Origin of the sequence: Caulobacter sp. CCG-8, assembly GCF_037402475.1 — a bacterium.
Taxonomy (GTDB): Bacteria; Pseudomonadota; Alphaproteobacteria; order Caulobacterales; family Caulobacteraceae; genus Caulobacter.
The window spans coordinates 63,145-76,547 of the sequence record NZ_JBBEUD010000002.1; the positions used below are offsets into that span (position 1 = coordinate 63,145).

The window sequence follows — 13,403 nt, forward strand, 5'->3', positions numbered from 1 at the left end:
CGATTATGGCAATCGCCAAGGTCAACGGCGTCGAGGTCGAGTTCGAGCCCGGCATGACGGTTCTGCAGGTGGCGGAGCTGGCCGGGGAAGAGATCCCGCGTTTCTGCTATCACGAGCGTCTGAGCATCGCCGGCAACTGCCGCATGTGCCTGGTCGAGGTGAAGCCCGGTCCGCCGAAGCCGCAGGCGTCGTGCGCCCTGCCGGCCGCCGAGGGCCAGGAGATCTTCACCAAGACCCCGATGGTCAAGAAGGCCCGCGAAGGGGTGATGGAGTTCCTGCTCATCAACCACCCGCTGGATTGCCCGATCTGCGACCAGGGCGGCGAGTGCGACCTGCAGGACCAGGCCATGGGCTATGGCCGCGACGACAGCCGTTACGAAGAGAACAAGCGCGCGGTCGAAGAGAAGGCCATGGGCCCGCTCATCAAGACCGTGATGACCCGCTGCATCCAGTGCACGCGCTGCGTCCGCTTCATCACCGAGGTGGCCGGCTCGCCGGAGATCGGTCTGATCTCGCGCGGCGAAGACGTTGAAATCACGACCTATCTGGGCGCGGCGGTGACGTCGGAGCTGAGCGCCAACGTCATCGACCTGTGCCCGGTCGGCGCCCTGACCTCCAAGCCCTACGCCTTCGAGGCGCGGCCCTGGGAGCTGAAGAAGACCGAGAGCGTGGACGTCATGGACGCCCTGGGCTCCGCCATCCGCGTCGACGCCCGCGGCGCCGCGGTGCTCCGCGTGCTGCCGCGCGTCAACGAGGACGTCAACGAGGAGTGGATCAGCGACAAGACGCGCTACGCCGTCGACGGCCTGCAGCGTCAGCGCCTGGACCGCCCGTACGTCCGCGTCGGCGGCAAGCTGCAGCCGGCCTCGTGGGCCCAGGCCTTCGCCGCCGTCGCCGCCAAGATCAAGGCCGCCAAGCCGGAGCGCGTCGGCGTCATCGCCGGCGACCTGCAGGACGCCGAGAGCCTGAAGGCCACCAAGGACCTCTTCACCGCCCTGGGCGTGAAGAACCTGGACGCCCGCCAGGACGGCTCGGCCCTGGGCGCCGGCCCGCGCGAAAGCTGGTTGTTCAACTCGACCATCGCCGGCATCGAGAACGCCGACGTGGTGCTGTTCGTCGGCGCCAATCCGCGCCTCGAGGCCCCGGTCCTGAACGCCCGCTTCCGCAAGCAGTGGATCGCCGGCAAGACCCGCTTCGGCGTGATCGGCGAACAGGCCGACCTGACCTTCGACTACGACTACCTGGGCGCCGGGACCAAGACCCTGTCGGGCCTGGCCAAGGCCAAGAACGACTTCGTCACGGCCCTGAAGAACGCCGAGCGTCCGGCCATCATCATCGGCCAGGGCGCGCTGAGCCGCGCCGACGGCGCCGCCGTGCTGAAGGCCGCCGCCGCCGTGGCCAAAACCTTCGGCGTCGTGCGCGACGGCTGGAACGGCTGGAACGTGCTGCACACCGCCGCGGCGCGCGTGGCCGGCCTGGACCTGGGCTTCGTCCCGGGCGAGGGCGGCCTGTCGACGGCGGACATGCTGAAGCCGGGCGCGCTGGACGTGCTGTTCCTGCTGGGCGCCGACGAGTGCGAGACCGCCGCCTCGGACGCCTTCAAGGTCTATCTGGGCACCCACGGCGACAACGGCGCCCACAAGGCCGACGTCATCCTGCCGGGCGCGGCCTACACCGAGAAGAACGGCCTGTATGTGAACACCGAAGGCCGCGTCCAGATGGGCGAGCGCGCGGTGTTCCCGAAGGGCGAGGCCAAGGAAGACTGGTCGATCCTGCGGGCCCTGTCCGAGCACCTGGGCGCCAAGCTGCCCTACGACAGCCTGGACCAGCTGCGCGCCAAGCTGTTCGCCGAGCACCCCACCTTTGGCCAGATCGACTACGCCCCGGGTTCGGTGGCGACGTCGTTCGACCTGTCGGGCCTGGGCGGCGCGGGCGAGCTGTCGGACGCTCCGTTCGAAAGCCCGATCAAGGCCTTCCACCTGACCAACCCCATCGCGCGCGCCAGCGTGACCATGGCCGAATGCGCGGCCACGGCTTCGGGCGCCGCCAAGATCGCGGCGGAGTAGGCCGGTGAGCGAATTCTTCTCGAACCCCGCGGTGACCTGGACCCTGCTGACGACCGGCGGGATCCTGCTGGTCGTGATCTGGGTGCTGCTGAGCCTGGCGTTCCTGCTGCTGGCCGACCGCAAGATCTGGGCCGGCGTGCAGATGCGCAAGGGCCCCAACGTGGTGGGTCCGTTCGGCCTGCTGCAGTCCTTCGCCGACTTCTTCAAGTTCGTGCTGAAGGAGATCATCATCCCGGCCGGCGCCGACAAGGTGATCTTCCTGCTGGCCCCGCTGCTGAGCCTGGTCCTGGCCTTCGTGGGCTGGGCCGTGGTGCCGTTCGCGCCGGGCTGGGTGGTCTCCAACCTCAACGTCGGCATCCTGTACCTGCTGGCGATGAGCTCGCTGGGCGTCTACGGCATCATCATGGGCGGCTGGGCTTCGAACTCGAAGTACCCGTTCCTGGGCGCGCTGCGCTCGGCGGCGCAGATGGTGTCGTACGAAGTCTCGATCGGTCTGATCATCATCACGGTGATCCTGCTGGCCGGTTCGATGAACCTGTCGACCATCGTCGAGAAGCAGTCGGGCTGGATCTGGAACTGGAACGTCTTCGGCGGCGGCCTGCACAACCTGGTCCTGATCCCGGTCATGGTCATCGCCATGGGCATGTTCTTCATCTCGGCCCTGGCCGAGACCAACCGCCCGCCGTTCGACCTGCCCGAAGCCGAATCCGAACTCGTGGCCGGTTACCAGGTCGAGTACAGCTCGACCCCGTACCTGCTGTTCATGGTCGCCGAATATTCGAACATCGTCCTGATGTGCGCGATGATCAGCGTCCTGTTCTTCGGCGGCTGGAACCCGGGCTTCCCGACGGGCTTCCTGGCCAGCTGGCCGCTGTTCCTGGCCAATCTGTTCCTGGCCCTGGTGTTCTTCGCCAAGATCGTCTTCTGGTTCTTCATGATCGCCATGGCCAAGGCCATCGTGCCCCGCTACCGCTACGACCAGCTGATGCGGCTGGGCTGGAAGGTCTTCCTGCCGATGTCGCTGGTGCTGGTGATGCTGGTTTCGGCCTGGCGCATCTTCGGGATCCAGGGGTGATCGGGAAGGGGACATACCTGGCGCTGACCGCGCTGGGTCTGGCCCTGGCCGGCTGCGCCACCGACGGCGCGCCCCCGGCCAAGACGTCCTATTCGCTGGGGCGCGGCACGGTCAGCTACGACCAGCTGCGGCGCGACAGCGAGCAATGCGCCGCCGACGGCGGCAAGATCGAAGCCAAGCAGGACGGGGGCGACCCCGCTCAGCTTTCGAACTACACCTGCGTCATTCCGAAGGGCGGAAAATGACGCGGAAGGCGCGCTGGACCGGAATGATCGCCTTGATCGTCCTGTCCGGATGCGCCGGCTTGGAGCACCCGCGCGGCCTTCCGCCGCCACGGACTGGCTCCATGGACGAACAGGTCGAGGCGCGGCGGCAAGCCGAGGCCAAGACCAAGGAATGCGTGATCCGGCAGTCCATCCGCCGGGAACAGGTCGAAGCGGGCAGGGACGTGCGTCCCCTCCCAAAAGAGAAGTGTTAGGAGAGCTCTGGTGTTCCAGCGCATCACACAGGCGGTCAAGGGCGTGGCCCTGCTCGACTTCGCGGGCGCCTTCGGCCTGGGCATGAAGTACATGCTCGCGCCGAAGAAGACGGTGATCTATCCGAACGAGCGCGGCCCGCAGTCGCCCCGTTTCCGCGGCGAGCACGCCCTGCGCCGCTATCCGTCGGGCGAAGAGCGCTGCATCGCCTGCAAGCTGTGCGAGGCCATCTGCCCGGCCCAGGCCATCACCATCGAGGCCGAGCCGCGCGACGACGGCAGCCGCCGCACGACCCGCTACGACATCGACATGGTCAAGTGCATCTACTGCGGCCTGTGCCAGGAGGCCTGCCCGGTGGACGCCATCGTCGAGGGCCCGAACATCGAGTTCGCGGTCGAGACGCGCGAAGAGCTCTACTACGACAAGGAAAAGCTGCTCGACAACGGCGACCGTTGGGAACGGCTGATCGCGAAGAATCTGGAGTTGGACGCGCCCTACCGCTAAAGGACGGGGCGCGATTCCGAGGGTAAGCGACCGGTCCCCCGACCCGTCGTTGTTTTATGGTTTTTGAGGGAGCACCTGGGCCAATGGCCTTGCCGGCGATAGCTTTCTATTTGCTCGCGGTAGCGACCGTGGTGGCGGGTCTTCTCGTCGTCTCGGCCAAGAACCCCGTGCACTCGGTGCTCTTCCTGATCACCGCCTTCTTCTCGGCCGCGGGCCTCTTCGTCCTGATGGGCGCGGAGTTCCTCGCGATGCTGCTGATCGTCGTCTATGTGGGCGCGGTCGCGGTGCTGTTCCTGTTCGTCGTGATGATGCTCGACGTGGACTTCGCCGAGCTGCGGCAGGGCTTCGCCCAGTACCTGCCGATCGGCGGTCTGGTCGGCGGCGTGCTGACGATCGAGATGATCATGGTGGCGGCCTCGGTCGTCGCCGGCGGCGCGGCCGGCAAGAACGCCGAGCCCCTGGCCTCGCCGGTCGGCGTGCCGAACACCGAGGCGATCGGCCGGGTGCTCTACACCGACTACGTCTTCTTCTTCCAACTGGCGGGCCTGGTGCTGCTGGTGGCCATGATCGGCGCCATCGTCCTGACCCTGCGTCACAAGCCGGGCGTCAAGCGCCAGAACATCGGCAAGCAGAACGCCCGCACGCCCAAGACCGGGATGGAACTGGTGCAAATCAAGCCGGGCGAGGGGATCAGCGAATGATCGGCCTGTCTCACTATCTCGTCGTCGCCGCCATCCTGTTCACGATCGGCGTCTTCGGCATCTTCGTGAACCGCAAGAACATCATCGTCATCCTGATGTCGATCGAGCTGATCCTGCTGGCGGTGAACATCAACCTGGTGGCCTTCTCGGTCTTCCTGCATGACGTGGTGGGGCAGGTCTTCGCCATGTTCGTGCTGACCGTGGCCGCGGCTGAAGCGGCCGTCGGCCTGGCCATCCTGGTGACGTTCTTCCGTAACCGCGGTGACATCGCCGTCGACGACGCCAGCGTGATGAAGGGCTGATCGCAGTGCAGACTCTCGTCACCATCCTCGTCCTCGCGCCGCTGGTCGCCGCGATCATCGCCGGCCTCTTCGGCCGCCGCATCGGCAACGTCGCCTCGCAGGCGATCACCACGGGCGCGCTCATCCTCAGCTGCGCCCTGGGCTGGTACACGTTCAGCCAGTGGACCTGGGGGCACATGGAGGCCTTCACGGTCAACCTGCTGCCCTTCATCCACGTGGGCAACTTCGTCTCCAACTGGTCCATCCGCATCGACGCCCTGTCGAGCGTGATGCTGATCGTGGTGACGACGGTCTCGGCCCTCGTGCACATCTATTCCTGGGGCTACATGGCCGAGGACGACAGCAAGCCGCGCTTCTTCGCGTACCTGTCGCTGTTCACCTTCGCTATGCTGGCCCTGGTCACCGCCGCCGACTTCATGCAGCTGTTCTTCGGCTGGGAAGGGGTGGGCCTGGCCTCGTACCTGCTGATCGGCTTCTGGTTCAAGAAGGCCTCGGCCAGCAGCGCGGCCATCAAGGCCTTCGTCGTGAACCGCGTGGGCGACTTCGGTTTCGCCCTGGGCATCATGACCACCTACTGGGCGTTCGGTTCGATCCAGTTCCACGAGATCTTCCCGCAGATCGCCGCCGGCGCTTCGCGCACCTGGGAGTTCGCGGGCCACACCTTCCCGCTGGTCGACATCGCCTGCTTCCTGCTGTTCATCGGCGCGATGGGCAAGTCGGCGCAGTTCTTCCTGCACACCTGGCTGCCGGACGCCATGGAAGGCCCGACCCCGGTCTCGGCCCTGATCCACGCGGCGACCATGGTCACCGCCGGCGTCTACATGCTGTGCCTGCTGTCGCCGATGTTCGAATACGCACCTGTCGCCAAGAACATCGTCACGGTCATCGGCGCGGTCACGGCCCTGTTCGCCGCGACCGTCGGCCTGACCCAGAACGACATCAAGCGGGTGATCGCCTACTCGACCTGTTCGCAGCTGGGCTACATGTTCTTCGCGGCCGGCGTCGGCGCCTATCAGGCGGCGATGTTCCACCTGTTCACCCACGCCTTCTTCAAGGCGCTGCTGTTCCTGGGCGCCGGTTCGGTGATCCACGGCATGCACCACGAGCAGGACATGCGCCGCTACGGCGCCCTGGCCAAGCTGCTGCCGGTGACCTTCCTGGCCATGACGATCGGCACGATCGCCATCACGGGCCTGGGCATCCCGCCGCTGCACCTGGGCTTCGCCGGCTTCTACTCGAAGGACGCCATCATCGAGGTGGCGTTCGCCGCCGGCCAGCACAACGGCATCGCGCTGTTCGCCGGCGTGATCGGCGTGATCGTGGCGGGCCTGACCTCGTTCTACTCCTGGCGCCTGGCCTTCTTCACCTTCAACGGCAAGGCCCGCTGGGGCCACGACGATCATCACGCCGCCGACCATGGGCATGACGCGCACGACGCCCATGGCCATGACGACCACGCCCACGCCGAAACCCACGACGAGCCGCTTCCGGACGCGCACGACGACCATGGCCACGGCCATGATCACAAGCCGCACGAGAGCCCGTGGGTGATGCTGTTCCCGCTGGTCGTGCTGTCGATCGGCGCGGTGTTCGCCGGCTTCTTCTTCAACGACTTCTTCGTGGGCCACCACCAGCAGGAGTTCTGGCGCGGCGCGATCGTCAACGCCCCGACCAACCACGTGCTGCACGAGGCCCACGAGGTTTCGGAGCTGGTGAAGTACAGCCCGCTGATCGCCTCGATCGTCGGCCTGCTGATCGCGGTCTGGGTCTATCTGGTGAAGGGCGACGAGCGCCTGGGCGAGAAGCTCGCGGCGCGCAACGGCCCGCTGTACGTCTTCTTCTACAACAAGTGGTTCTTCGACGAGCTGTACCAGGCCACCTTCGTGCGCCTGACCAAGTTCCTCGGCGACCTGTTCTGGAAGGGCGGCGACCAGAAGCTGATCGACGGCTTCGGACCCGACGGCGTCAGCGCCGTCAGCTACGACGTCGGCCGTCGGACCGGCAAGCTGCAGTCCGGCTACCTCTACCACTATGCGTTCGTCATGCTGCTCGGTGTCGCCGGGCTCCTGGCCTACGCCCTGTTCCGCTTCCACTAGGGAAGATCGATGACCGGCCTTCTCAGCCTCACCACCTTCGCCCCGCTCGTCGGCGTGGTCCTGCTGCTCGGCGCCCGCGCCCTGCACGGCGACAACGCCAAGACGGACAACCTGGCCAAGTGGATCGCCCTGGCGACCACCCTGGTCACCTTCGCCCTGTCGGTCGTGCTGGTCGCCCAGTTCGACGCCAAGGACCCGGGCTTCCAGTTCGTGGAAGACGTCAGCTGGTTCGCGGGTCTGCACTACCGCATGGGCGTGGACGGGATCTCGATCCTGTTCGTCCTGCTGACGACCTTCCTGCTGCCGATCTGCATCATCGCCGGCTGGAAGTCGGTCGAGAAGCGGGTGGTCGAATACCTGATCTGCTTCCTGGTCCTCGAGACCCTGGTGATCGGCGTGTTCTGCGCCCTGGACCTGATCCTGTTCTACCTCTTCTTCGAGGGCGGCCTGGTTCCGATGTTCCTGATCATCGGCATCTGGGGCGGCAAGCGCCGGGTCTACGCGGCCTACAAGTTCTTCCTCTACACCCTGCTCGGCTCGGTGCTGATGCTGGCCGCGATCCTGTCGATGATCTCGATCGCCCACACCTCGTCGATCCCGGCGCTGATGGTCTTCAAGTTCGCCCCGTGGCTGCAGACCTGGCTGTGGCTGGCCTTCTTCGCCAGCTTCGCGGTCAAGATGCCGATGTGGCCGGTCCACACCTGGCTGCCCGACGCCCACGTCGAGGCCCCCACGGCCGGTTCGGTGATCCTGGCGGGCATCCTGCTGAAGATGGGCGGTTACGGCTTCCTGCGCTTCAGCCTGCCGATGTTCCCCAACGCCTCGGAGCTGTTCCAGCCGCTGGTGTTCGCCCTATCGGCCATCGCCATCGTCTACACCTCGCTGGTCGCCTTCCGTCAGACCGACATCAAGAAGCTGATCGCCTATTCGTCCGTCGCCCACATGGGCTTCGTGACCATGGGCATCTTCTCGGGCAACGCCGCGGGCGAGCAGGGCGCGATCTTCCAGATGCTGAGCCACGGCCTGATCTCGGGCGCGCTCTTCCTCTGCGTCGGCGTGGTCTATGACCGCATGCACACCCGCGAGATCGCCTTCTACGGCGGCCTCACCAACCGCATGCCCTGGTACGCGGCCGTCTTCATGCTCTTCACCATGGGCAATGTCGGCCTGCCGGGCACCTCGGGCTTCGTCGGCGAGATCCTGACCATGACCGGCACCTACCAGGCCTCGACCTGGACGGCGCTGGTGGCGGCCTCGGGCGTCATCTTCTCGGCGGTCTACGCCCTGAACCTGTACCGTCGCGTGATGTTCGGCGAGATCGTCAATCCCGAGCTCAAGGACATCACCGACCTCGACAAGCGCGAGATCCTGATCTTCGCCCCGCTGATCATCGGCACCCTGGTGCTCGGCGTTTACCCCAATCTTGTGTTCAACCTGACCGCGTCGTCCGTCGACGGGCTCGTCGGCGCCTGGCGCGCCGCCGTGGGCGGGTGAGGGACCCCATGACGTTCGCCGCCAACTTCTCCCTCGTTCTCCCCGAAGTGATCCTGGGCCTCTCGGCCCTGGTTCTGCTGGTCTGGGGCGCCTTCCACGGCAAGGTCACGCCGCTGTTCAACGGCGCGGCCGTCCTGGCCCTGCTGGGCGCGGCGGTCGCCGCCGTGGTCGGACCGCACGGCCACGCCTTCAACGGCGTCTACGCCGCCGACGCCGCGGCCACCTACGCCAAGGTCGCGATCTACGGCTTCAGCGCCATCGCCGTCATCCTGGGCGACCGCTGGCTGGCCGTCCGCGGCGACCAGAAGTTCGAGTTCGCCGTTCTGGTGGTCCTGTCGGCGCTGGGCATGGGCGTCACCGCCTCGGCCGGCGACCTGATCAGCCTCTATATCGGCGTCGAGCTGCAGTCGCTGGCCCTGTACGTCCTGGCCGCCTTCCGCCGCGACGACGCCAAGTCGTCGGAAGCGGGCCTGAAGTACTTCGTGCTGGGCGCGCTGTCGTCGGGCCTGCTGCTGTACGGCGCTTCGCTCATCTACGGTTTCGCGGGTTCCACCCGCTTCGCCGACATCGCCGCCGCCGGGGCCGCCGTCGCCCATGGCGCGCACGGCGTGGGCCTGTTGTTCGGCCTGGTGTTCCTGCTCTGCGGCCTGGCGTTCAAGGTCTCGGCCGCGCCGTTCCACATGTGGACGCCGGACGTCTACGAAGGCGCCCCGACCCCTGTCGTCGGCTTCTTCGCCGCCGCGCCCAAGCTGGCCGCCATGATGATGTTCGCCCGCGTGCTGGGCGACGCCTTCCCGGACTCGGTGGCCCAGTGGCGCCAGATCCTGGTGGTCACCGCGCTGCTGTCGGTTTTCGTCGGCGCCTTCGCCGGCCTGGCCCAAAACAACCTCAAGCGCCTGTGGGCCTACAGCTCGATCGCCAACGTCGGTTACGCCCTGCTGGGCGTGGCGACCGGCGGCGAGACCGGCCTGCACTCGATGCTGCTGTTCATGACCCTGTACATGGTCGACGTCACCGGCTTCTTCGCCTGCCTCCAGGCCCTGTCGCGCGACGGCAAGCCGATGGAGACCATCGAGGACATGGCGGGCCTGGTGAAGGAGCGTCCGGGCATCGCCCTGGCCATGACCGCGTTCTCGCTGTCGGCCTTGGGCCTGCCGCCGTTCTCGGGCTTCTGGGCCAAGTTCTACGTCTTCGGCGCGGCCATGGGCTCGGGCGACGTCATGCTGCAATGGGCGGCGGTGCTGGGCCTGGTCGGCAGCGTGGTGGCGGCGTTCTACTACCTGCGCCTGATCAAGACGATGTGGTTCGACGCGCCGGTCGCCGGCGTGGACAAGCCGCAGCCGACCGCCCGCGCGGTGGGCTTCGCCGCGGCGCTGTTCTCGTTCCCGATCGTGCTGGTCGCGCTGATCTGGCTGGACCCCGCCGCCAGGGCCGCCGCGGCGGCCTTTGGCCACGCGTGACGTGACGGGCGAGTCCACGCCCGTCGTCGTCCTCGACGAGATCGACTCGACCAACGCCGAGGCCCGTCGCCGCGCGGAAGCGGGGGAGGCGGGCCCGGTGTGGCTGGTCGGCCTACGCCAGACCGCCGGCCGGGGACGGCGCGGCCGCGCCTGGGAGACCGGCGACGGCAACCTGGCCGCCACCCTGCTGTTCTCCACCGACAAGCCGCCGGGCGAGGCCGCCCAGGTGTCGTTCGTGGCCGCCCTGGCGGTCGCCGACCTGCTGGCGGCCTATGTGCCGGCGAGCCTGGTCAGCCTCAAATGGCCCAACGACCCGCTGCTGAGCGGGCTGAAGGTCAGCGGCATCCTCGTCGAGTCCGGAACCCGGCCGACCGGCGGCCTGTGGATCGCCGTGGGGATCGGGGTGAACCTGGCCCGCAAGCCGATCGACAGCGAACGCCCCGCCACGGCCCTGACCACCTGGCGCGACGCCCCGCCGCCGTCGCCCGTCGAGGCGATCGAGGTCCTGTCGGCCGCCTTCGCGCGCTGGAACGACGTCTGGCTGCGCCTGGGTTTCCCCGCCATCGCCGACGCCTGGACCGCCCGCGCCCACGGCCTGGGCGAGGCCTGCGTCGCCCGCCTGGGGACCGAGACCCTGGAAGGGATCGCGGAGGGACTGGACGGCGACGGTGCGCTGCGTCTTCGTCTAGCCGACGGCCGACTGCGGCGGGTCACCGCCGGCGACGTCTTTTTCGGAGGGGCCTCCTGATGCTGCTGGCCATCGAGCAAGGCAACACCAACACGATGTTCGCCATCCACGACGGCGCGACCTGGATCGCCCAGTGGCGCGCGGCCACCGAGAGCACGCGCACGGCCGACGAATACGTGGTGTGGCTGTCGCAGCTGCTGTCGATGCAGGGCCTGGGCTTCCGCGCCATCGACTCGGTGATCATCTCCAGCGTGGTGCCGCAGTCGATCTTCAACCTGCGCAACCTGAGCCGGCGCTATTTCAACGTCGAGCCGCTGGTGATCGGCGAGAACGCCAAGCTGGGCGTCGACGTCCGCATCGACAAGCCGTCCGAGGCCGGGGCCGACCGCCTGGTCAACGCCGTGGGCGCGCACATGGTCTATCCCGGCCCGCTGATCGTCATCGACAGCGGCACGGCCACCACCTTCGACATCGTCGCCGCCGACGGCGCGTTCGAGGGCGGCATCATCGCCCCGGGCATCAACCTCTCCATGCAGGCCCTGCACGAGGCCGCCGCCAAGCTGCCGCGCATCGCCATCCAGCGCCCGGCCCGCAACCGCGTGGTCGGCACCGACACCGTCAGCGCCATGCAGTCGGGCGTGTTCTGGGGCTATATCTCGTTGATCGAGGGCCTGGTGGCCCGGATCAAGGCCGAACGGGCCGAACCCATGACCGTGGTCGCCACCGGCGGCGTCGCCTCGCTGTTCGAGGGCGCCACCGACAGCATCGACCACTTCGACTCAGATCTGACCATCCGTGGTCTCCTCGAAATTCATCGCCGTAACACCCATTTAGAGACGTAATGACCAAATTCACCGACAAGCCTTCCCCCAAGGACGAGCTCGTCTTCCTGCCCCTGGGCGGGTCGAACGAGATCGGCATGAACTTCAATCTGTACGGCTATGGCCCGGCCGACGACCGCAAGTGGATCGTCGTCGACCTGGGCGTGACCTTCGGCGACCAGACGACGCCCGGCGTCGAGATCATCCTGCCGGACCCCGAATTCATCGAGCAGTACGCCGACGACATCCTCGGCATCGTCCTGACCCACGCCCACGAAGACCACCTGGGCGCCGTGCACTGGCTGTGGCCGCGCCTGAAGGCGCCGGTTTTCGCCACGCCGTTCACCGCCTTCCTGCTACGCGAGAAGCTGCGCGACGCCGGTCTGCTGGGCGAGGTCGAGATCACCGAGGTGCCGCTGAGCGGCAGCTTCGACCTGGGCCCGTTCCACCTGGAAATGGTCACCCTGACCCACTCGATCCCCGAGCCGAACGGCCTGGCGATCAAGACGCCGCTGGGCACGATCCTGCACACCGGCGACTGGAAGATCGACCCCGATCCCCAGCTGGGCGAAGCCACCGACGTCGACGCCATCCGCAAGCTGGGCGACGAGGGCGTGCTGGCCATGGTCTGCGACAGCACCAACGTCTTCGTCGACGGCGAGGCCGGCTCTGAAGCCGGCGTGCGCGAGGCGATGAACAAGCTGATCGCCGGCCTGACGGGCAAGATCGCCGTGGCCTGCTTCGCGTCGAACGTGGCCCGCATGGACACCGTGATCCGCGCCGCCCAGGCCGCCGGCCGCAAGGTCTGCCTGGCCGGCCGCTCGATGCACCGGATGAGCGCCGCCGCGCGCCACGTCGGCCTGCTGGAGGGCCTGGAGCCCTTCATCACCGACGACCAGGCCAAATACCTGCCCGAGAACGAGGTGCTGTTCCTGTGCACCGGCAGCCAGGGCGAGGCCCGCGCGGCCCTGGCCCGGATCGCCGAAGGCACCCACCCGCACGTCAAGCTCTCGCAGGGCGACCATGTGATCTTCAGCTCGCGGGTGATCCCGGGCAACGAGATCCCGATCCGCAACCTGCAGAACAAGCTGGCCGACCGCGGCGTGCGCCTGCACACCGAGCGCGACACCCCGGGCATCCACGTCAGCGGCCACCCTTGCCGCGACGAGCTGAAGCAGATGTACCAGTGGGCCCGACCGCAGATCGCTGTGCCGACCCACGGCGAGCGCCGGCACCTGATCGAGCACGCCGCCTTCGCCAAGGATCTGCAGGTGCCGCACGCGGTCAGCCCGCGCAACGGCGACATGGTGCTGCTGGCCCCCGGCCATCCGTCGATCATCGACGAGGTCCCGTCGGGCCGTCTCTACGTGGACGGCGGCGTCGTGACGCCGGAGAACGGCGAGGCCCTGCGCGAGCGGCGGCACGCGGCGTTCAACGGCGTGCTGGCCGTCTCGATCGTGCTGGACGGCCGCAACCGCGTGGTCTCGGGCCCGCAGGTGCGCGGCCTGGGCCTGGCCGGCGACGCCGAGTACCCGCTGGACGACGCCCTGGACGACCTGGCGGAGGAGGCCGAGAACGCCTTCAAGCGCCTGGAAGGCGACCAGCGCGAGATCGACGAGGCCATCGAGAGCGCCATCTCCAAGGCCGTGAAGAAGGCCGCCTTCCGCATCTGGGAACGCAAGCCCGTGGTCGAGACCACGGTCCTGCGGATCTGAGGTCC

13 protein-coding genes are annotated in these 13,403 nt (G+C 67.7%); all 13 read left to right on the top strand.

Annotation, left to right across the window (positions count from 1 at the left end):
• Positions 1 to 5 precede the first annotated feature (5 nt).
• Positions 6 to 2,066, top strand: coding sequence for an NADH-quinone oxidoreductase subunit NuoG (nuoG, locus tag WAE60_RS01825; protein ID WP_337684630.1), 2,061 nt, complete (start codon positions 6 to 8; stop codon positions 2,064 to 2,066).
• Positions 2,067 to 2,070: 4 nt separating this feature from the next.
• The gene (nuoH, locus tag WAE60_RS01830; RefSeq protein ID WP_337684632.1) at positions 2,071 to 3,141 is read left to right on the top strand and encodes an NADH-quinone oxidoreductase subunit NuoH; all 1,071 of its coding nucleotides are present in this window, start codon (positions 2,071 to 2,073) and stop codon (positions 3,139 to 3,141) included.
• Complete coding sequence (locus tag WAE60_RS01835) at positions 3,138 to 3,386, top strand: hypothetical protein (RefSeq protein ID WP_337684633.1); 249 nt, start codon at positions 3,138 to 3,140, stop codon at positions 3,384 to 3,386. The genes nuoH and WAE60_RS01835 overlap by 4 nt, the downstream gene beginning before the upstream one ends.
• Before the next feature lie 101 nt (positions 3,387 to 3,487).
• Entirely contained in the window at positions 3,488 to 3,619 is a 132-nt protein-coding gene (locus WAE60_RS01840) for a hypothetical protein (protein ID WP_337684635.1), read from the top strand.
• Between the two features lie 10 nt (positions 3,620 to 3,629).
• The gene (gene nuoI, locus WAE60_RS01845) at positions 3,630 to 4,121 is read left to right on the top strand and encodes an NADH-quinone oxidoreductase subunit NuoI (RefSeq protein ID WP_019847591.1); all 492 of its coding nucleotides are present in this window, start codon (positions 3,630 to 3,632) and stop codon (positions 4,119 to 4,121) included.
• A gap of 83 nt (positions 4,122 to 4,204) precedes the next feature.
• Entirely contained in the window at positions 4,205 to 4,822 is a 618-nt protein-coding gene (locus WAE60_RS01850) for an NADH-quinone oxidoreductase subunit J (RefSeq protein ID WP_029913320.1), read from the top strand.
• Positions 4,819 to 5,124: an NADH-quinone oxidoreductase subunit NuoK gene (gene nuoK / locus WAE60_RS01855; protein ID WP_029913321.1), complete on the top strand. Its 306-nt coding sequence runs from the start codon at positions 4,819 to 4,821 to the stop codon at positions 5,122 to 5,124. The genes WAE60_RS01850 and nuoK overlap by 4 nt, the downstream gene beginning before the upstream one ends.
• Before the next feature lie 5 nt (positions 5,125 to 5,129).
• The gene (nuoL, locus tag WAE60_RS01860) at positions 5,130 to 7,220 is read left to right on the top strand and encodes an NADH-quinone oxidoreductase subunit L (RefSeq protein ID WP_337684642.1); all 2,091 of its coding nucleotides are present in this window, start codon (positions 5,130 to 5,132) and stop codon (positions 7,218 to 7,220) included.
• 9 nt (positions 7,221 to 7,229) lie between these two features.
• Complete coding sequence (locus tag WAE60_RS01865; RefSeq protein WP_029913323.1) at positions 7,230 to 8,714, top strand: NADH-quinone oxidoreductase subunit M; 1,485 nt, start codon at positions 7,230 to 7,232, stop codon at positions 8,712 to 8,714.
• Positions 8,715 to 8,722: 8 nt separating this feature from the next.
• Positions 8,723 to 10,174 (top strand): NADH-quinone oxidoreductase subunit NuoN, encoded by a 1,452-nt coding sequence (gene nuoN / locus WAE60_RS01870; RefSeq protein WP_029913324.1) that lies wholly within the window; start codon positions 8,723 to 8,725, stop codon positions 10,172 to 10,174.
• Between the two features lies 1 nt (position 10,175).
• Complete coding sequence (locus WAE60_RS01875) at positions 10,176 to 10,922, top strand: biotin--[acetyl-CoA-carboxylase] ligase (protein ID WP_029913325.1); 747 nt, start codon at positions 10,176 to 10,178, stop codon at positions 10,920 to 10,922.
• Positions 10,919 to 11,704 carry a type III pantothenate kinase gene (locus tag WAE60_RS01880; RefSeq protein ID WP_035018517.1) on the top strand — a complete coding sequence of 262 codons (786 nt, stop codon included), beginning with the start codon at positions 10,919 to 10,921 and terminating at the stop codon, positions 11,702 to 11,704. Before WAE60_RS01875 ends, WAE60_RS01880 begins: the two co-directional genes overlap by 4 nt.
• A complete protein-coding gene (locus tag WAE60_RS01885; RefSeq protein ID WP_337684645.1) occupies positions 11,704 to 13,398 on the top strand; it encodes a ribonuclease J in 1,695 nt (564 codons plus the stop codon). The genes WAE60_RS01880 and WAE60_RS01885 overlap by 1 nt, the downstream gene beginning before the upstream one ends.
• The last annotated feature ends 5 nt before the right edge of the window (positions 13,399 to 13,403 follow it).

Bases quoted from the DNA above. Each gene is read 5' to 3' on its own strand.
- nuoG (WP_337684630.1), top strand. From the start codon at position 6: ATGGCAATCGCCAAGGTCAACGGCGTCGAGGTCGAGTTCGAGCCCGGC.
- WAE60_RS01850 (WP_029913320.1), top strand. From the start codon at position 4,205: ATGGCCTTGCCGGCGATAGCTTTCTATTTGCTCGCGGTAGCGACCGTG.
- WAE60_RS01885 (WP_337684645.1), top strand. From the start codon at position 11,704: ATGACCAAATTCACCGACAAGCCTTCCCCCAAGGACGAGCTCGTCTTC.
- WAE60_RS01865 (WP_029913323.1), top strand. From the start codon at position 7,230: ATGACCGGCCTTCTCAGCCTCACCACCTTCGCCCCGCTCGTCGGCGTG.
- nuoN (WP_029913324.1), top strand. From the start codon at position 8,723: ATGACGTTCGCCGCCAACTTCTCCCTCGTTCTCCCCGAAGTGATCCTG.
- nuoK (WP_029913321.1), top strand. From the start codon at position 4,819: ATGATCGGCCTGTCTCACTATCTCGTCGTCGCCGCCATCCTGTTCACG.
- WAE60_RS01840 (WP_337684635.1), top strand. From the start codon at position 3,488: ATGGACGAACAGGTCGAGGCGCGGCGGCAAGCCGAGGCCAAGACCAAG.